The 19,010-nt window shown below is 59.4% G+C and carries 20 protein-coding genes; 6 read left to right on the forward strand and 14 right to left on the reverse strand.

Annotated elements, in window-relative coordinates; all coding sequences use genetic code 11:
• Window positions 1-95: 95 nt before the first annotated feature.
• The 7 genes from HZS55_RS13565 to HZS55_RS13590 form a co-directional block, all read right to left on the reverse strand.
• On the reverse strand, window positions 96-1,022 hold the full coding sequence (locus HZS55_RS13565; protein ID WP_179908193.1) for an ArdC-like ssDNA-binding domain-containing protein: 927 nt from the start codon (window positions 1,020-1,022) through the stop codon (window positions 96-98).
• A gap of 86 nt (window positions 1,023-1,108) precedes the next feature.
• Window positions 1,109-1,456 (reverse strand): hypothetical protein, encoded by a 348-nt coding sequence (locus HZS55_RS13570; protein WP_179908194.1) that lies wholly within the window; start codon window positions 1,454-1,456, stop codon window positions 1,109-1,111.
• Between the two features lie 141 nt (window positions 1,457-1,597).
• Window positions 1,598-2,815 carry a homing endonuclease associated repeat-containing protein gene (locus HZS55_RS13575; protein ID WP_179908195.1) on the reverse strand — a complete coding sequence of 406 codons (1,218 nt, stop codon included), beginning with the start codon at window positions 2,813-2,815 and terminating at the stop codon, window positions 1,598-1,600.
• Window positions 2,816-3,006: 191 nt separating this feature from the next.
• Window positions 3,007-3,228: a hypothetical protein gene (locus HZS55_RS13580; RefSeq protein ID WP_179908196.1), complete on the reverse strand. Its 222-nt coding sequence runs from the start codon at window positions 3,226-3,228 to the stop codon at window positions 3,007-3,009.
• Between the two features lie 291 nt (window positions 3,229-3,519).
• Window positions 3,520-5,565: a restriction endonuclease gene (locus tag HZS55_RS13585; RefSeq protein ID WP_179908197.1), complete on the reverse strand. Its 2,046-nt coding sequence runs from the start codon at window positions 5,563-5,565 to the stop codon at window positions 3,520-3,522.
• Between the two features lie 60 nt (window positions 5,566-5,625).
• Window positions 5,626-5,757, reverse strand: coding sequence for a hypothetical protein (locus tag HZS55_RS22820; RefSeq protein WP_008458061.1), 132 nt, complete (start codon window positions 5,755-5,757; stop codon window positions 5,626-5,628).
• Window positions 5,757-6,425: a DUF6166 domain-containing protein gene (locus tag HZS55_RS13590; RefSeq protein WP_246308257.1), complete on the reverse strand. Its 669-nt coding sequence runs from the start codon at window positions 6,423-6,425 to the stop codon at window positions 5,757-5,759. Before HZS55_RS13590 ends, HZS55_RS22820 begins: the two co-directional genes overlap by 1 nt.
• 220 nt (window positions 6,426-6,645) lie before the next feature.
• Between HZS55_RS13590 and HZS55_RS13595 the strand changes: the two genes are divergently transcribed.
• The 5 genes from HZS55_RS13595 to HZS55_RS13615 all read left to right on the forward strand — a co-directional run bounded on the left by HZS55_RS13595 (window position 6,646) and on the right by HZS55_RS13615 (window position 11,574).
• Window positions 6,646-7,323 (forward strand): helix-turn-helix domain-containing protein, encoded by a 678-nt coding sequence (locus HZS55_RS13595; RefSeq protein ID WP_179908199.1) that lies wholly within the window; start codon window positions 6,646-6,648, stop codon window positions 7,321-7,323.
• A 52-nt stretch (window positions 7,324-7,375) separates the two neighbouring features.
• Window positions 7,376-8,227: an aldo/keto reductase gene (locus HZS55_RS13600; RefSeq protein WP_179908200.1), complete on the forward strand. Its 852-nt coding sequence runs from the start codon at window positions 7,376-7,378 to the stop codon at window positions 8,225-8,227.
• Between the two features lie 138 nt (window positions 8,228-8,365).
• Window positions 8,366-9,379: an aldo/keto reductase gene (locus HZS55_RS13605; RefSeq protein WP_179908201.1), complete on the forward strand. Its 1,014-nt coding sequence runs from the start codon at window positions 8,366-8,368 to the stop codon at window positions 9,377-9,379.
• A 34-nt stretch (window positions 9,380-9,413) separates the two neighbouring features.
• A complete protein-coding gene (locus HZS55_RS13610; protein WP_246308258.1) occupies window positions 9,414-10,097 on the forward strand; it encodes a flavodoxin in 684 nt (227 codons plus the stop codon).
• A gap of 112 nt (window positions 10,098-10,209) precedes the next feature.
• Window positions 10,210-11,574, forward strand: a complete 1,365-nt coding sequence (locus HZS55_RS13615; RefSeq protein WP_179908202.1) for a restriction endonuclease — start codon at window positions 10,210-10,212, stop codon at window positions 11,572-11,574.
• A gap of 13 nt (window positions 11,575-11,587) precedes the next feature.
• Here the strand turns inward: HZS55_RS13615 and HZS55_RS13620 are convergent, their stop codons facing one another.
• The 5 genes from HZS55_RS13620 to HZS55_RS13640 form a co-directional block, all read right to left on the reverse strand.
• Window positions 11,588-12,160 carry a hypothetical protein gene (locus HZS55_RS13620; RefSeq protein ID WP_136361157.1) on the reverse strand — a complete coding sequence of 191 codons (573 nt, stop codon included), beginning with the start codon at window positions 12,158-12,160 and terminating at the stop codon, window positions 11,588-11,590.
• 61 nt (window positions 12,161-12,221) lie between these two features.
• Window positions 12,222-13,442, reverse strand: a complete 1,221-nt coding sequence (locus tag HZS55_RS13625) for a homing endonuclease associated repeat-containing protein (protein ID WP_179908203.1) — start codon at window positions 13,440-13,442, stop codon at window positions 12,222-12,224.
• Window positions 13,443-13,577: 135 nt separating this feature from the next.
• Entirely contained in the window at window positions 13,578-13,973 is a 396-nt protein-coding gene (locus HZS55_RS13630; RefSeq protein ID WP_179908204.1) for a DUF7567 family protein, read from the reverse strand.
• Between the two features lie 73 nt (window positions 13,974-14,046).
• Window positions 14,047-14,412 (reverse strand): DUF7568 family protein, encoded by a 366-nt coding sequence (locus HZS55_RS13635; protein ID WP_179908205.1) that lies wholly within the window; start codon window positions 14,410-14,412, stop codon window positions 14,047-14,049.
• A 3-nt stretch (window positions 14,413-14,415) separates the two neighbouring features.
• On the reverse strand, window positions 14,416-14,907 hold the full coding sequence (locus HZS55_RS13640) for a hypothetical protein (RefSeq protein ID WP_179911874.1): 492 nt from the start codon (window positions 14,905-14,907) through the stop codon (window positions 14,416-14,418).
• Between the two features lie 140 nt (window positions 14,908-15,047).
• Here HZS55_RS13640 and HZS55_RS13645 point away from each other — a divergent pair.
• A protein-coding gene (locus HZS55_RS13645; RefSeq protein ID WP_179908206.1) for an IS630 family transposase occupies window positions 15,048-16,048 on the forward strand; the annotation gives its coding sequence in 2 pieces (ribosomal slippage) (window positions 15,048-15,540 and window positions 15,540-16,048; 1,002 coding nt in all).
• 22 nt (window positions 16,049-16,070) lie between these two features.
• On the opposite strand, the gene HZS55_RS13650 is transcribed toward HZS55_RS13645, so the two are convergent.
• The gene (locus tag HZS55_RS13650; RefSeq protein ID WP_050051690.1) at window positions 16,071-16,493 is read right to left on the reverse strand and encodes a hypothetical protein; all 423 of its coding nucleotides are present in this window, start codon (window positions 16,491-16,493) and stop codon (window positions 16,071-16,073) included.
• A 121-nt stretch (window positions 16,494-16,614) separates the two neighbouring features.
• Window positions 16,615-18,987: a heavy metal translocating P-type ATPase gene (locus tag HZS55_RS13655; RefSeq protein ID WP_179908207.1), complete on the reverse strand. Its 2,373-nt coding sequence runs from the start codon at window positions 18,985-18,987 to the stop codon at window positions 16,615-16,617.
• Window positions 18,988-19,010 lie beyond the last annotated feature (23 nt).

A 19,010-nucleotide genomic window follows, 5' to 3' on the forward strand; every position in this document is an offset into this window, starting at 1 on the left:
TAGAATTGACTGAAAGAGTGGCGACATCACATTCGGATTAACCAACAATACAAAACTACGCATCCCTCTGTTGGTTAATCGAATGGGCGAGAGAATTATTCCTCGAGCACGTCGATGAGCTCTTCTGCTGTGGAACTGATCCGGCCGAGTCGGTCGCGAACGACCTCGGGATCGTCCGACTCCCACGTAGCGAGGTAGAACGCCGACCCACTAGTGTCGATCCCGCAGTACCGCCCGACGACGTACGCGACGGCTTCGGCCTCAACTTCGCGTTTCGCCCGCTCGGTGTCGTCGTCGACGTCGAAGTGGAGCAGAGCGTGGGCATACTCGTGAATTAGCGTCCGCGCGAGGTCGGCCTCGTTCTCCCGATCACGCACCTCGACGAGCGGCTGGACGTCGACGAGGCTCAGCTGCTCGCAGATGCCTTTCGCCTCGCCGTGGGTCCACGCCTCGGCTGGAACGATCCGCACCGTCACGCCGAGGTCGTCAGCGGCGGCAGTCAACCGCTCGACGAGGTCGCCGGCGTCCCCGGTTGCTTCTGTGTCCAGGTCGGGAAGCGGCTCGCCCTCGGTCTGGGCGACGTCGAACACCGGCGCGGGCTTGAACCCGACAAGGCCCTCGGACCACTCCTCGGGCGGCGTCTCGTCGTACTCACAGTCGCTGTCCTCATGGTAGCTCGGCGAGTTCTCGCACTCCGGGCACTGCATGGTGATGATTGGTGCCCAGATCCAGATGGCCGACTCGCCCTCCTTGACATGGCGGTCGAACTCCTCCTGCCACGTCCGGTAGCCCGCCACCCGGCTCGCCTCGGGACACTGCCGCTTGATGAGGAGCGTGTTCCGGTAGGAGTAGTCGTGGAAACGACTCTGGACGTCCAGCCACTCCTGGAACTCCGCGCTGGCTTGCGCGTCGTCGACGCCGGCGACGAGCTCGTCGATCCACTGTTCGATGGTACTGTTCATCTCGTCTGATCGCGTGTCGGTCTCCTCGAAGGAGACCGACGAGTCTCTGGTCGTAGACATCGTGTTCACCGAATCGAGTTCACGGCGACTGCGTCTGTTCAGATCGCGCCGCACCCCTCCGGGGCGTTCAAAAACCGCTCTGTCGGTCAGCGGAGCTCGTGGCGTTCGTCCGCGAAGCCGACCGTGACGAGGTACTCGAGGAACTCGTCGAACCGCTCGACGTCACTGGGCGTGTCGGTCGCAAGGTGACGTGCCCACTCGATGGCCCACTGGAAGGCGGGATCCGTGCCGCCCTTGCCGTGAATGTACCACCACCGGGCCGCCTTGAGAACCACTATGGGATTCGTCGGCGGCTGCTCACCGGCGAGCCCACGGGTGATGGATTCGATTTCGTCGGGGACGTCGGCGGGATCGACCTCCGCTGATTGCGTGTTGTCGATATCGACCGGGATCTCGTCGATCGAGACGTTGACGGGACTCTGTTGTTGACTCACTGGAAGTCACCTCTGAGAGCTTTCGAAGGAGCCCTCGCCCTCTCTGGGGGCACGAAAAACAGGTCGCGAAGTCACGCCGGCGGGAGGTAGACGCTCTGCTCGCCGGCAGATACCTTTGTGCTGAACGTGGGACTTCGCTTGTTAGTCAACTACTGGTTGGACTGGCAGCCGTTCGAGTCGGCGATGGCACGGGATACAGAGAGTCAGCAGGTTACTCGGTACATCTGCATCGTCGACCGACTGGTCTGGGTCGTCGTAGAACCGGCGTCGAGGAATCCGGTGGTGAACCGGGAGATCACGTCCGAATTTCTCGCGGTGACCTTCGCGGTCCATACCGCAGCGCAGGCAGGACTCGTTGTCACGGGTGATGATCACCTCACGAATCTGTGGCCAGTTCGAGCCAAACGGAACTGTCTCAGTATCTGACTGACGGTAGTTTTCTAGATAGTCCGGGTCGGCCGCTTGAAGGGCCGTTCGCCACGTTCCGAATTCACGCTGATACGGATCGATGGTAAACTTCCCGTGTTCGTTTATTTCCGTTGTTGTCGGTGGGTGGCCCAGATCATCCGCGACAGCCCGCAGTTCGGCTAATAACTCCTCCCGTGGGATTCGCCACCGCTGATTCGGCTCGAAGCCGGCAGCTCGGAGAGCTTCATTCCACGAACCGAATCGCTCCTGATAGACTGCTGCACTCCATTTCCCTTGGTTCCGCATCTCATCCTTCCGAGGGACATGGCCTAGCTCTTCGGCGAGACTGTTGAGTTCGGATATCAGATCCTCCTCGCTCACATCCCATACGGAGTGGACTTCCAACCCCGCCTGTCGAAGCGCACGATTCCAGGTTCCAAACGCTCGCTTGTACGAATTCGAGGTGTAGGGGCCACTCCGGTCCATTTCATCTGTTGTGGGCGGTCGACCCAGTTTCTCAGCGAACCCCTGTAAGGCAGTAAGGAGTTTCCCCTGGGAGAGGTTCATCTCGACGTTCGGTTCAAAACCGGCCGCCCGTAGTGCTGAATTCCACCCTCCAAATCGCTTGCAGTATGTCTTTACCGAATACTCTCCGTGAGTACTGTATTCACGCTCTGATGGGGTTCCTCCCACGATGTCGGCAACTGATTTGAGATCAGTAAGAAGGTCCTCTTCAGGCGTCACTGGTCGTCCATTTGGATCGTTCGTACCGGTTTGAAGTCCGGCAGCCTGGAGTGCATTATTCCACGACCCGAACCGATTTCCGTACGTCTTCGAAGCGTGAGGTCCTGAATCGTCCATCTCACTCTGCGACGGGGGACGACCGAGTTTCTCAGCGAACTTCCGGAGCCGGTTGAGGAGTTCATCATTTGAGTACAGCTTCTTTCCCATGATTTCTGAGTAGTTGAGTCACTCAGTTTGGTCCCGGTTCGGTATTTGAATGTCCGTTCTAAGGTCTGCGATGCGTCATCCTATCGATGCTGGCTGCCCCGCACCCGTTCAGGGATCCGAAAAACCGAGGCACAGGGAGATTAACCAACATTAGGGAAACTCACGCGGAACCTGTTGGTTAAGAATGGGGCTTACTCTTCGTTCTCACGCAGCTCTTCAGCCTTCCACTTGAGCCGGCGCAGAATCTGCGTTCGGTTCTGGTGGGTGTTCTCGTAGGCGACACACTCCTGAAGAGTCTCCATATCGGGAATCGTCACGATACCGGCCTCGACCAGTCGGTAATTCGATGCTTCGAGACGCATTTCGGGTGGGAATTCGTCGTCACTCCCGTCGCTGATCGTGGATTGTTCCATCTCTATAGCCCTCCACCCGTCGAGGGCGAGAAAGACAGAACAGATGACTACGTCGCCGACGCGGCGTCAAGCCATCGCGTCTGGGAACCGATCTCGGAGTGTACCCTCTCGCTCTTCGACCCGCTCGACTTTCTCCCGCAGCTCGTCGCTGACACGCTCAATACTTGCCAGCGCTCGCTCGCCGCCTAACGAACCTTGTGAATCGTCGTCGCTGTCAGCTTCCAGCTGTTACTATAGTATTTGGAACAATAGGCTCGAACAGATACTCTCCTCTTCCCAAAAAGAGAGAAATTACGTCGGATTTGGAATTTGACTCTCTGAGAGTTTTTGTATTACATCACGTCCGGATAGTAGCTGTACCTCTACACCCTCTGTTTCCATAGCAGCTCGCCTCGCGTCCTGCGTAAATCCAGACGATGTTGCGACAACACAGACATCTGCGCCCTCTTGTACTGTCGAGCCGATTGCGTTTCGGACTTCTGGACCAGACACGTTGCCAGCTCCATTAGGATCGTAGCGTTTGGCCTGAATAGCGATTGTTCGCTGGCCCTTACGTGCAATAGCGTCAATTCCCCGATCTCCCGATTGCTGTGTAACTTGGACGTCGTATCCTTTCTTTTGATAGAGCTGCCCCAGAACCTCTTCAAACTGCGTTGGCGTTAACGAAAGCAGATCCGATGGCTGCCACGTCGAATCAAGTTGAGCCATTACTTCATCTCTGATAGATTTGATGTGAGTGTAGTCGTCAGTGGCGCGGGCTTGGTCGAGACGATTCTGCACCTCAGTCGGATCGATAGAACTGTGCGTCAGGTCAGTAGTTGTGAACGTCTCTGCTAATTCCTGCTCGGCGACCCACGCTTCGGCCTTCACCATCGCCTTCTCGATGCCATCTATATCTGCTTCCTGAACCGCATTACGGGCGTTCTCGATGGTTGTCGCCTGGGCTTGGCCAGCTGATAAGGGATGAGACGACCCACTGTTGCTTCGAAGTGGTTCGGTCTGGGCTGCGAAATCTTCAACCGCCTTTGCTTGCTCGCAGAATTGATTGAGAGTTCCTACAGTCAAGATGGTATCAAGACGTTCCCAGATCGCTGTTGGCTCAACCACTTGGCTATCGACACGAACAGCCAGCTTACTTTTCCCCGAATCTGGCGGATTACTACTGGGCTGACTCCATCGTTCGACGGTGGTTCGTGCTTCCTCAAATCGATTAATCTCTGTAGCAGCCTGTTCAAGCTGGTCGTCTTTCGAGGATGGGAAGTTAGCAAGGGGTTTGTCAAGCAGCTTGGCTCCATCATAGCTTTGGCCACGAATTCTAACATCAAAGCCGCTGTCAATCCCCGTAAGCACGTCATTTAGGTCGTTTGCGGTTGCGGTATCGTTGTCAGTCCACGTCTGGGCTGCGAGTGATTGAACCTCTGTTCTTGTAACCGGTAACTCCCCAAAGGATAATCTCGAGAGCGTTTGGTTCAATACCGCGAACTGTTCAAGCCGTTGGCTCCAATCCTGGAGATTCTCACGTTGGGCTGTTTGAATAGACTGTACAACTGGTGATTCTCCCTCGGCTGAAGCATCTATGTCGAACTCGTTGTCGAGCGTCTGTGCTCTTGAACAGAGATCTTGGCGCCATTGTCGATCAGCGTAGCTTTTCACCGGTTCAGCGAGACGATTACGAACCGGCTGGCTGAACGTCGGTAGTGTTGTACCTAAGAGAACTATTGCGGCGAACAATCCCCATGCCCGTGGCCGTTCCCAGAATGGTCGATAGACGGTGTAGGTCCGAAGTGTTTCAAAACGAGTGGTTCCGGCATTTGACGCCGCGTAATAGTATAACGTCGCCTCCGTAGGTCCAATCCCGTTCGGTGCGATTGACGCTGGCAAGTCTAGAACTCGTTCGAACGTCGCATATTCTCCTTGGTCGTATGTGGAACTGTTCGCAAAGAGGACTGTCCCCTCTCTAGCCGCCCGTTCGGGCCGCCAAGATGTAGGTGCGGCGACAACGGCGACCTCAAGTGGCGCCCTTGGTGGGCTCTCTGTGTTGGCATATGGATTCCCCCAACCGGTCTGCATCCGTATCCGGACGCTTCCGTTTGTGGCAATGCCAGTTGTTGGAGTCGTGATTTGGATATCGAAAGCGCCGTACTCCGTTTCACCACCTGTAGTCGTATACTCTAGCGGCACTGTCGTTGAACGCGTTACAGGATCGACTTGGTCGAACGCTCCTGTGACAGGAACTGAATAGACAAGTAGACATACTCCGAGGATGACGAGGATGGCCCGTGTCGCTTTGAAAGGAAAATCGGGTAGGTATTCGGAACGGTCCGTGGGGATCTCCATATTAGATTGCTATTTGATTACCAGAACAGTCTGGTAATTCTGACGGTTACTGTGTTGGGGTCACGAGTCGGTGTCGTCGGTGCGCTCCTGTCGGTCGTTGTATCGCTCCAGTTCACGCCCGATTTTCTCGAGCGCCTCGACACCTCGTTCGAGGAGCTGGTGGGTGGCTCGCGCCAGCCGAAGTGTCTCCATCAGTGCTCCCCCTCCCGGGGCTCGATGAGGCCGTTGCTTTCTTCGGCGAGTTCCCGGATTACCCGTTCCACGTCAGCCTCTTCGGCAACCGTCCGATGTGCGAGCGGGGCATGATATGCCCGGTCGCCTTGGCTGCAGAGTACGACCAGCCACTCGTCGCTCCCATCCCCGAGTACGATGTAGTGGTCGCGATCAGCGCGCTGGAAGACCCGCCGGTCCGGGCGAGAGACGGCTCGCCAGTTCTCGGGGAGCGTCGGTGACGGCCGTCCACCGTCGGCGAGGGCGACGACGTCGTCGGTAAGGGTCGCCATCGCGGCGTCGATCTCCTCGCCGGGGAGGTGCCAGCACGCCGCGGCACCGTCGCACTCCAGCTGCGAAACCACCTGATTCCGGAACGCGATGTAGTGCTCACGGGCGAACTGCTCATCGTCGTAGTAGTCGAGGAGGAGCGCGCACGCGAGCTGGGCGGGCCCGCTACCACTGTACCCCCACTCGAATCCGCTTGGACTGTGGTTAACGAGGTCGAGACTGCGCTCGAGGGAGAGTCGCCGATGCTCCGAGAGGTTCAGCACGACGGCTTGGCCGTCGACGCGGAAGCCGACGTATTCGACTGCGTCTCGGTGAGCCTGACCTGGCGATGCGACTGAAACGGATTCCGAACTGGCCATAGGTACATTCCCGTTCATCGTTGCTCGCGGGTGGTTCGGTGACCCCCGCACCCCCTCTCGGGGGTAATAAACACCACCAGCCCAGAATTGTCCTTGAGTTACAACGGATCCGCTGATTTGCTCTACGAGGGTGGAGCTGCTCAGACCATCTCCTGTTGGAGTAATCCCTGTAAACACGGGAGTCCCGAACGTTAACTACCGGGGAAGCATACGTCTATGTATGACAATTACGACTGAGTTTTCCCTCAGTTCACCGTCTCTCCCGCTGGTCAGTATTACTGAGAGACTCCCACCGGACCAAATTGAGTGCGTCCATGGGCTCTGTTTCGAACAGGACGCCCGGATGTTCATCGTCAAAATCGATTCCGAAGTCAACGTTTCAGAAGCCGACTTGGAATCGCTGGACGAAGTCCAAGAGGCGACAACGATCGGCTACGCGGGCGAGCAAACCGTCCACAACCTTACGATAGACCTCGACGACGCGATCTCGGACGTATTCAGTGGGGGCAGTTCCGTAGCCGCAAAGCTCGAACCGACCGTCGTCACACCGGACGGATGGTACGAGAGGAAAGTGTACAAGGATCGTGATGCGTTCATGGAGTCCCGGACTCGCTGTGAGAACCACGGGATCTCGCTCGACCTTATCTCGATGACCTCCACTTCCGCTGCATCGGACGATTCTATCCCGTTTGGGTTGACTGAACGGCAATACGAGGCGCTGACACTCGCGCTCTCTCGTGGCTACTACGAGAGCCCACGCCAGACCTCGACTGAGGAGCTCGCTACGGAACTCGGCATCTCACAACCCTCGCTCTCGAGACTCCTCAGGCGGGGTGAGCGTCAGCTACTCTCTTCGGCACTCCAAACACAGGAGCACTTAAACACAGTTTCCAATTAGCACCGTCACTATCTGACCGTAGGCCCTCGGATTTGGTAGACAGAGACCTACGATGAAGACAGTTGAACTCAACAACGGTGTGGAGATGCCGATTCTCGGATTCGGCACGTATCAAATCGAGGACCTCGACGAGTGCGAACGAAGTGTCTCGGAAGCCCTCGAAACAGGGTATCGACTCATCGATACTGCGGCGTCGTATGAGAACGAGGAGGCGGTCGGGCGGGCAATCGAAAAGAGCGACGTGCCGCGAGACGAGGTGTTCGTGACGTCAAAACTCTGGGTACAGGACACCGGCTACGAGGCTACGTTGGACGCGTTCGAGCGGTCGTTGGACCGACTGGGCCTCGACTACCTCGACCTGTTTCTGATTCATCAGCCCTACGGCGACGTCCACTGTTCGTGGCAGGCTATGGAAGACCTCTACGAGGACGGCAAAATCAGGGCCATTGGGGTCAGCAACTTCCACCCCAACCGGGTGATGGACCTCATGGTCCACAACGACGTCGTCCCGGCAGTGAATCAGATCGAGACGCATCCCTTCTACCAGCGAACCGAGGATGCAGCATTCCTCGAGGAACACGGCATCCAACACGAGTCGTGGGGGCCGTTCGCCGAAGGCCAGAACAACATCTTCGAGCACGACGTGCTGACCACGATTGGGGACCGCCACGGTAAATCCGCTGCACAGGTGACACTGCGATGGCTCATTCAGCGCGACATCGTCGCTATTCCGAAGTCGGTCCACGCCGACCGGATCGCCGAGAACTTCGAGGTCTTCGACTTCGAACTCACCGACGATGAAATGGAGACGATCGCCGAACTAAACGAGGGCGAAAGCCAGTTCTTCGACCACCGAGATCCGGAGATGGTGAAGTGGCTGGGGGAAGCTGAGCGCGAGACCTAAGTCTCGATTACAGAGCGATTCCCTTCGGCCAGAACTAAACATGACTGCGGTACGCGTCGGTCACAGTTACTTAAACGCGGTATTTCGTTAGCATCACACCCAAGCGATTCACGTCCTTTGTTCAAACCGAGTACGACGATGGAATACACGACTCTTGGTTCGACCGGAATGGAGGTCAGCCGCATCTGTCTCGGCGGGATGAGTTTTGGCGTGAGCGACTTGCACGACTGGACGCTCGACGAGGAGGGCTCGCGCGAGATCATCGAACGCGCGATTGATCTCGGTATCAACTTCTTCGACACGGCGAACGCGTACTCGAACGGGGAGTCCGAGGAGATCATCGGGGACGTTCTCGGAGAGTACGACCGCGACGAACACGTCGTCGCCACGAAATGCTATTTCCCCACGAACCTCTTCTCCGATGCGGACGAACCACACCCGAACGCGTCGGGACTCTCCCGGAAGACTATCGAACAGGAACTGGAGAATTCGCTAGACCGACTGGGGATGGATACCGTTGACCTCTACCAGATCCACCGGTGGGACTACGAGACACCCATCGAGCAAACGCTGCGTGCCCTTGATGACGCAGTACGACGCGGGAAGGTTCGATACATCGGCGCGTCGTCGATGTGGACTCACCAGTTCGCCGAGGCACTGTACACCAGCGAGCACCTAGATATTGAACAGTTCGTGACGATGCAGGACCACTACAACCTCGTCTACCGCGAAGGCGAGCGGGAGATGTTCCCCTTCTGCGAGAAAGAAGACATCGGCGTCATCCCGTGGAGTCCGCTCGCACAAGGATACCTCACCCGCCCCCACGAAGAGATGACGGCAACGACCCGCGGCGAAGAACTCACCGAGACGCACGAGGAATACCGGATGGGCGGCGGACCGGCCGTCAACGAGCGAGTTGAGGAACTCGCTGCGGAGAAGGGGGTGACGATGGCACAGCTCTCGCTGGCGTGGTTACTCCACCAGGACGTCGTTGATGCGCCGATCGTCGGCACCACGAGCGTCGAACATCTCGAACAAGCCGTCGAAGCACTCGATATCGACCTGACGGATTCAGAGCTAGAGTACTTGGAAGAACCGTACGAGCCCCTGCCGATTGCTGGCGCTCCTGTCCCTGGGTCGGAAGCCAACTAGCGCCTCAGTAATCTGAGGACTCAGTCACTCCACAATGAGAGAGAATACCCTAAGCACTTCGAACGATTCAGAGATCGATAGAACGAGTCGGCGTAAACTGCTAGGGGCAGCTGCAGTGGCAGGAGGGGGCTTCCTTGCGGGATGTATACACCAGAGCGGGTCCGAGACGGAAGAGCAGAATACCCCCTCCCAAACTGCGGATGAGGACAGCGTACTGATCGTGTTTTTCTCTCGTACGGAAAACACCCAAGCTGTCGCTGAAATCATTCAGCAAGAAGTGGGTGGAGAGCTGTTCAAAGTGTTGCCGGCAGACCCGTACCCCGTCGATTACGACACGCTCGTCTCACAGGTAGACCAAGAAAACGAAGAGGGCTACACCCCGCCTCTCCAATGTAACGTGGAGAATATCGAGGCGTATGACACCGTATTTTTCGGTGCCCCGACGTGGGATATGCAGTTGCCACCGCCGATGAAGACCTTTCTGAGTGAACACGATTTGGGCGGGAAGACTGTGGTCCCGTTCAATACGAATGGTGGGTATGGCGTCGGGAGTAGCTTTCAAACGATAGAAGACCGCTGTCCAGATGCCGACGTACGGGAGGGCTTCTCCACGAGGGGTGGGTTGGAGAGAGATGGTGTCTACCTGGCGATCAAGGATGATCGGAGAGCGGAGGTCAGGGCCGAAGTGACTGACTGGTTGCAGAGAATTCAGATGTAAGCTCAGTCTTGCCAGTGTTGCGGCCGCACCCTCTCAGGGATTCACCAAACAGGACGGCGTAGCGTTCGGCAACGTATTTGGCAGTTGCAACGTACTGTCCACATAATTGAGGATGGCTGTACTGGACGATCTCTCGGGGTTCGAGTTCGAGGACGTGATGGAGGACGTGTTCCGCAACCTCGGCTACGAGAACGTCCGCCAGGCCGACCGCACGGCTGACGAGGGACGCGACGTCATCATGGAGGAGGTCGTCGACGGCACGCGGCGTGCGATCATCGTCGAGTGCAAGCACACGGGGACAGTCGGGCGGCCGGTCGTCCAGAAGCTTCACTCGGCGATCGCGACGTTCGACTTCGACGGCCCGAAACGCGGAATGGTCGTCACGACCGGCCGGTTTACGAACCCTGCTCAGGAGTACGCCGCCCGCCTCCAGCAGAACGACGACCCACATCCAATCGAGCTGCTCGACGGCGAGGACCTCCGGGAGATCGCCGACGAGATCGGCCTCGACCTCTACAACGGTCGCATCGAGATTCTCTGCGACGAGACCCTGCGCCCGTACGACCCGGCTGTCGACGTCGACGCGCCAGTCACGGAGGCGTTCCGCGACATTGAGAACATCGAGGCCGCCGACCTCCCAGAACCCCACTCATCGGTGACGTTCCGCCCGGTGGTCGCGGTCACCGCGGACACGAACGCTGTCTTCGAGACGTCGGTTGGCGTCGTCCACCGGATCAACGACCGGACCCGATTCGTTGCTCACGCCGAACGCGGGCAGCCGCAGGTCGTCGACGAAGACGTCGCGACGCTGGTCACCGAGAACCTCCACGCGACGGTCGAGCTCGACACCGAGCAGTTCGGAGCGGTGTTCGACGACGTCGAGGAGCGCCGGTTCGGGCAGACGCAAACGGAGTACAAGGAATGGGCCGTCGAGCGCCTCCAGCAGCATCACACGACGACGGTCACCTACACCGGCGACAACAACGTCACCTACAACAAGACCTGCGAGCCGAACCGCTCGGACATCTCCATCCAGTCGATCGAACCAGTGTACCTCCCGGAAGCTCGGCACACCACCGACATCCAGGAGTACACCTACCTCTATGAGTACTACGCGGCAGGCCCGTCACGAGTAACAGCCGAGGACGGCATCCACCGCTGCGTCCACTGTGACACGAGCGGCGGCGACGAGACGTACACCTACTGTTCGAACTGCGGGGCAATCGCCTGCTCCAGCCACATCAAAACGGAGCGGCTGGAAGGCGAGCCGGTCTGTACGGGGTGTGCGGTGACGGAACGGTTCGCGCTGAAGACGAAGTACTTCTACGACGAGGAGAATCTCGAAGCGTTCCGCGAGGAGTACGCCGCGATGCCGCTTCACGAGAAGGCGATGGAGAACAAGTGGCTGGCCGGGGGAAGCGTTGTCGCGACGCTGCTGGTCGTCGTCGGACTACTCGTCATCGGCGGCATCATCTGAGCGGGCTGAGCGTTCACGCCGGCTCGGCGACGATCTCTTCGAGCGCGTGCTCAAGCGGGCCGTGGAACTGCCAGCTGGCCCGCTCGAAGGCTTCCTCGGTCGGACCATCCCAGCGCGGGAAGGCGGAGTGACCGCTCACCTTGACGGTCCACTCGGAGGGGTCGTCGAACGGGTTTCGGGTCGGAAGTTCGACGACGTAGAGGTACTCTTCGTCGCCGTGAATCCCGTCGGCCGGATTCTCGACACCGTGTCCGAGCAGGAACATCGGCTGGTCGAGGTGCTCCATATTGTCCGGCTCGAGGAGATCCGCTGGCTGCGCTGCGTCGATTGTTCGTTCTGGATCACCATCCAGATACAGGTCGATTGTCGAGAGCTTGTCGAGGAACATGAACGACGCTGCCGTGTACCCCGGTCCTCGCTCGGCGCGGGTCGAGTCGAGAAGTTCCTTCAACTGCGCAAGATCGCGAAGCACACTCTCCGGGTAGCCGTCCGAATGTCGGTACACTTGCGCGACGCGGTCGTTATCGGTTGGTTTGCCGTCCTGGTCCACTCGTTCGACGAATCTGAGTTGACTCCGTGTCGACATCGATCATCGCCGGCACGTGTGCGCCGGCACCCCTCACCGGCGCAAAAACAACTCGCTCCGTTCACTCGGGCGGTGGAAGTGGTTGAATCGGGAGCTGTTCGAGTTGTCTGTGACAACCCGCGCAGACCGTCAGTAAATTCTGCTGTACGTCGGCGTCTTCGAGTTCTTGATCGGAAGCTTCGGCGAACTCTGACCGCGGGATTCGATGATGGACGTGGAGATCCATCCCGTATTCGTCCTGATGCCGTTCGCGAGCCATCCCACACCAAACGCACTGTTCATTGTCCCGGTGGATGACCTCTTCGCGCTTGCTGTGCCAATTCTCGCCGAACCGTTGCGTGGGGCGGAGGGTCTTTCGCAGGAGGTACTCCTCCAGTACTTGTTGATCAGTCGCTCGGAGTGCTGCTTCCCACGATGAGAAGATTCGAAGGATTGGAACAGGCGTACAGGACCCATGTTTCCGAACGTCTGTTGTCGTTGGTGGGCGCCCCAATCGCTTGTAGAGGGTCCGTAGCTCCTTACAGGCTTCCTCCTCGGTGACGGGATTCGGTTGGTTTAGCGAGGCTCCAACCGATTGAAGCGCAGCATTCCACGACCCAAATCTCCGCCTGTAGGGTTCGGGGCTGTATTCCCCATGCTCGATCATATCCCGCTTGCGAGGGGTTCGATCCAATTCATCAATCAGGCGTTCGAGTTCCGTCTGAAGTTCGGATCGGGACAGCGCATCCGGCTGGTTTGGGCCATATCCCGCGGCCTCCAGCGCCTCGTTCCAGCTACCGAACTCCGATAGGTACACCCAGCTACTGAACGTCCCTTCCTCATCCATTTCGGCAGCGGTCGGCGACGAACCAAGTCGGCTTCCGAGACGCCGTAACTCGGCAAGGAGGTCGTCACGGTCTACTTTCCACTGCTTTGTAGGCTGATGATCCGCTTTCCGCAGAGCGTCGTTCCAGCTGCCGAATCGATTCTGATACGTCGTTACGCTGTACTTCCCGTGCTGTTCCATATCTCGCTGGCGCGGTGTCCGATCCAGGTTTTCGGCTAGTCGGTCAAGTTCCTCCAGTAACTCTCGGTCTTCGATATTCGCTGTGCTACTGTGCCTCGGTTCCAGCCCTGCTTCCTCTACTGCGTCGTTCCAGCTCCCGAACCGGTCTTGATATGTTGATCTCGAATAGGAGCTCAATTCGTCTATTTCACGGAGTGAGGGCGGCCGACCGAGTTGATCCGCTATGGATTGTAGTTCCTCAATGAGTTTCTCAGCAGGAATACGACTCGGACTCATGTTCTCACTGGCGGCGTCGCCAATCGCGGACGGGTTCACCCATCTTGGTATATGAAATTCAGGACCCGAACTGGCTCGCCGGCACCCCTCACCGGCGCAGAAACAACATCACGAGTTGGCGATATTCGAACTTCGCTATGCGAGATGCGCCACCTCGTTTGGTTCCTCGACGTCGTCGAATTCGCCGCGCTCGACAGGTTCCCAATCCTCACCTGGCTCCGGACTCCACCAGTCGACCTCGTAGGCGCCCGGTGCGCCGAAGATCTTCACGCGCGCCGACCCATCAGGCAGGTCGCGGCGCAGTTTTTCGTCGACGTGGAGGTTCCAGGTCGTGGTTGAATCGAAGCAGGCGAGCACGGCCTCCTCGTAGCCGCGCGTCTCTCGGGATTCCTGGAGTTCGACCTGGGTGTTGCAGTTCTTGCAGAACACGCCCTCGAACGGGATGTGAGTGAAGACCTCCTGCCCGCAGACGGGACACCAGAGGAACTCGAACAGTGCCTCGCTGTGTCGGTCAAGTACTTCGAGACTCATTGGTTGACTCACCCGGTCGTACCGGGCCAACACCTCGTGCCCGGCCGAAAAACAGCGCCCACCGCTCACTCACTCACCGTTCGGCACCGTAGACGATGCGTGAGGGGGCTTCGTACCCACAGTCGGGGCAGTCGTACCATCGCTGGATTTTCGCCCCGTCTGCTGCCTTCTCGCCGACGCGAACGTCGTTGTTCGGACACTCCGGGCAGCTGAGGTCCGGTGCCGGCCGCTCCCGGAGTTCGTCACGGAACGACGTCGCGTCCTTCGTCTCGTACCCCCGCGACCACACCGGGTAGCCGTCGACGAGGATTGCTCCGCGCCACTTGTACCGGTAGGAATCCGGGGCTCGATGCAGGACGGCTCGCGCACCGGTCTCGGTGTTCCGATACACAAGCGTCGGCGAGCGGCTCTCGCGTCGCCAGTTGGTGATCCTGGGCATTATTCAGAAGTGGACGTCAGCGGGTACGATCCAGAGCTCCTCACTCTCCTCGAGGAGTCGATCCAGCTGTCCACGGTGACGAATGCCGGTTCCGTGTTCGGTGTACAGGAAGATCGTCGGGCCGTCGTACGCACCGACCTGGTGGAAGGCGTGCCGGGCGAGGTCCTCGTCGCGCATGATCTCCTCGTCGGAGAGTTCCTCGATGGCCTCCTTCACCCGGTCGAGATTACGCTCGAATTCCTCCTTCGTCGCCTCCCAGCCACGCTCGAGCAGGTCCTGGCCGTCATCGGAGTCGACGGGGGCTGCCGTCGGCAACTCCCCCCATCGTGCCTTCCCCGCAACGGACGTGTCCTCCTCGTCGAAGGTCACATAGTAATCGAAGACGGCGCTGGCGTGTGGGTCCGCGCCGACCAGGCGGTCGAACACCGAATTTCCGGTGGCCAGTGCGTCGTCGTGGGTCGATTCTTCTACCAGAGCGTAAATTACCATGTGCATCTCGAACACCTCGAAACGCCGACGCACCGGGAGTGATTGCTCGCTCGCTCCAGCTGCGCCGGCACCCATCGCCGGCGCTCGAAAAACCTGATCTATAGTAACCGTTAGAACTTTCTGCTCAGAGATGGTTACTGTGATCAATGGACCATCTCGACGAGATCTCCGTCGAAGAGCTCCAAGACGCCCTCGACAACGTTGAGGGAAATAAGCCGACACAACGGTTGTTAGCGGCGATCGCGTACAAGAACGGCGTGACGCAGACCGAACTTGCAGAGTGGCACGACACCGGTCGAAGAACGATCTACAGCTGGCTGATGCGACTTGATACGGACGAACCGCTTGAGCAAGCCGTCTCTGATGCTCATCGATCCGGGAGAAAACGAAAGCTCTCAGAATCACAGCAAAATGAATTCGAACAAGCCGTTCACCAACCGCCCGAAGAAGTCGGGATCGACGCGCCGGCGTGGACGCCGGCGCTCGTCCAGGAGTTTCTTGAAGACACCTACGGCGTCGAGTACTCCTATCCGAGTTGTCGGCGGTTGCTGAAAGAAGCTGGATTGAGTTATCAAAAACCTCGTCGTACCGCCGCCGAAGCCGAGGAATCCGACCAAGAGGAGTTCCACGACGAGATCAAAAAAAGCGAGCGGAGATGGACGCCCAAATAGTCTGCATCGATCAGACGAAGAAATCGGTCCAGGTCGAGCCGCGTGCCGCGTGGTTTCCGCGCGGCACGCGGCCGAGCGTCGAACTTTCCGGTCAACGCGACTGGACGTGTCTGCTCGGCGCGATCACCGAAGATGGTGACTGCTTTTTCTCCCGATTTACCGAATACGTCACCGCCGATCACGCGAAACATTTCATTCTCGCGTTATGCGAAGAATTCGAAGAGGATTTGATCGTCGTGCTGGACGGAGCGCCGTATTTCCAGGCGTCGGCCGTCACGGACCTAGCGGCCCGTGACGACCTCGCCTTCGTGACGTTGCCGGCGTATTCGCCGGAACTCAATCCTGTCGAAGAGTGCTGGCGACAACTCCAAGACGCTCTGAGCAACCGATTCTTCGACTCGCTTGAGCAACTGACCACCGCGATCGATACCGCTCTCGACCAACTGTCGCTCCCAAATGTGAGCAATTACTTCTAACAACTACTATAGCGGTCGATTTTTAGGACTCGTTCGCTCGGTCGACTGTGATGGTTAGATCGCCCGACGCGTAGTCGGCCTCGAAGTCGACCGCGAACGCGTCCGCCTCGTAGGCGGCGTGGTAGGCGCGGTGGCGTTCGAGCGAGCCTGTCGCCTTGAAGTGGAAGAACGCAGCCGACGTGTAGGGCTTACTCTGCGTCTCGATTTGCGTTTCGACTGACGCCGGAAGTGCGATCTGTGGCGTGTCGGTGTCAACACTCGCAGCGAACTCCTTTGCCTCCTTGACGGTCGCCTGCGAATGGGCGGGCGTCTCACCGGTTAGCACGTTCATCGGCGTCTCCGTGTCGTCGGTGAACAGGACATCGTGGAAGGTGCGCGTCCCGAGGACTGCGTCAGGACCTAACTCGCAATCGTGGAATGGATCGTCGTCTGGATTCTCGGGCATCAAATCACGAGCCCACGGTGGGGCTCAGTCCTTTCTGCCCCAGACAAACCACAACTTGTCTCGATGTAGCGGAGGTAAGTCCCGAAAAAAGAGCGTCCTGCCCGCACTTCCCGCCGCAGAATCAGGCGTCGATGATTCGATCGGGCTCAATCCGGGACAACCGCATCGCGTTCCCGGTGACGCCGAGGCTCATCCCCATATCTCCGACAACGACTGCCAGCGCAACGCTGACCAGGCCCAGCGGCACGCCTAGCGCGAGTAGGAGCTTCACGCCGAGGCTGGCCCAGATGTTTTGCCGGATCACACCGTTGGCCGTATGCGACAGATCGTACAGGTACGGGAGTTTCCCGATGTCGTCGCCCATCAACGCAATATCAGCCGTTTCGAGGGCGGTGTCGGTGCCCGCCGCGCCCATCGCGATGCCGACCTCCGCAGTGGCGAGCGCGGGGGCGTCATTGATGCCGTCGCCGACCATCGCAACCTCCCCGTACTCCGCCTGTAACTCTTCGACTGCGTCGACCTTCTCGTCGGGCAGGAGTTCGGCGCGATACTCATCGACACCGACCTGCTCGGCGATGGCGCGGGCGGTGCCCTCGTTGTCGCCGGTCAGCATCACCACGCGCTCGACGCCCAGCTCGTGCAGGCGTTCGACAGCCCGCTTCGAGGCCGGGCGAACCTCGTCGGCGATGGCGATCGCACCCAGCAGTTCCGACTCCGTCCCGACGATGACGACCGTCTTGCCCTCCCGCTCCAGCGCGGAGAGTGCATTCTCGGCAAACGCCCCGTCGTCGGACTCTGACGACTCTTCCGCTACGACGCCGCCGTCCGTCTCGCGGCGTGCTCGAGCGAGGTCGAAGCCCAGCTCCTCGAAGAGCGCGGGCTTGCCCGCATAGTACGTCTTGCCGTCGATCTCGCCCCGGATGCCCTTCCCCGTGAGGCTCTCGAAACTCGTCGCATCGGGCAGATTACCCACGCCCGTCTCCTCAGCACGGGCGAGAATGGCCGCAGCGATGGGGTGCTCACTGCGACGCTCCAGTCCGGCGGCGCGACGGAGCAGATCGTCCTCCGTGGTGTCACCGACCGGGACGACGTCGGTGACGGCGAGTTCGCCCTTCGTGAGCGTCCCCGTCTTGTCGAGCGCGACGGCATCGACTTCGCCCATCGCCTCGAGGTAGTTGCCGCCCTTGATCAGGACGCCGTTCTTCGCGGCGCTCGTAATTCCCGACACCACCGAGACGGGCGTCGAGATGACGAACGCACAGGGACAGGCGATCACCAGCAGGGTGAGCCCCCGGATGAACCACGTCTGCCAGTCGCTCGCGAAGGTGAACCCGTACCCGGCCAGGTCGACCGAGATGGGGTCGGCGATGACCAGCGGCGGGATTGCGGCGGTCAGGATTGCCAGCACGACGACGAGGGGTGTGTAGTAGCCGGAGAAGCGGTCGACGAACTGCTCAGACTCGGTCTTCTTCGCCTGTGCGCCCTGGACCATCTCGATGATGCGCGAGAGCGTCGAATCGCCAGCGGTTGAGGTGACCTCTACCTCGAGGTACCCCTCTTCGTTGATCGCGCCGGCGTAGACCTCGTCGCCCGTCTGCTTGTCGACGGGGACGCTCTCGCCCGTGATCGGCGACTGGTCGACTGCACTCCCGCCTTCGATAACCGTTCCGTCGAGCGGAATCTTGTCGCCGGGGCGGACGACGACGGTCTCGCCAACGTCGACCTCCTCGGCGGGAACGGTCACTTCCTCACCGTCGCGAAGGACGGTCGCCTCGTCGGGCGAGAGTTCCATCAGCTCGCGCAGGGAGTCCCGCGCCCTGTCCATCGCGTAGTCCTCGAGCAGCTCGGCGATGCTGAACAGGACGGCCAGCGTCGCCGCCTCGACGAAGTAGCCGATACCGGTCGCCGCGATGATCGCCGTTCCCATCAGCAGGTCGATGTCGAGGCTTCGGTTCTTCGCGGAGTAGTACCCGCTACGGACGACCGGGATGCCACTGGCCGCGACGGCGCCGAGGAACAGGACATCTGCGATGTGGAGCGGGTACTCGAGGACGCTCGCCACCGTGACGTTCTGTCCGGTGAGGAGGAATTCGAAGAGGAGGCCGAGCGTGACGAACGCCGCGCCGAGCCACGTCTTCTTCGCGCGAGGACTCGTCCAGACCTCCGATGGTGGCGCGATGTCGACGCCGTCGGTCGCTTGGTTGTCCTCATCATCGCCCTCAGCGTCCGAGCCCCCGACGACCTCGTAGCCGGCGCCTTCAATCGCCTTGATTACGTCGGCTTCGCTAGTCCGATCAGGGTCGTACGTGACGTTGGCCGTGCCGGTGGTCGGCTGGAGCGTGGCGTCAGTAATGCCGTCGACACGCTGGAGGCTCTTGTCCACCTTTTGGGCGCAAGAGGGACAGTCCATCTCGGGAACGGCGAGGCGGGCGGTCAGCTCACGTCGCTGTTCGCCGCCGCTCGTTCCTCCTGCTGCGTCCGGATTCTCTGTCATCACGTCACGGTAGGAGCGGGAGT

The organism is Halosimplex rubrum (assembly GCF_013415885.1).
GTDB lineage: Archaea > Halobacteriota > Halobacteria > Halobacteriales > Haloarculaceae > Halosimplex > Halosimplex rubrum.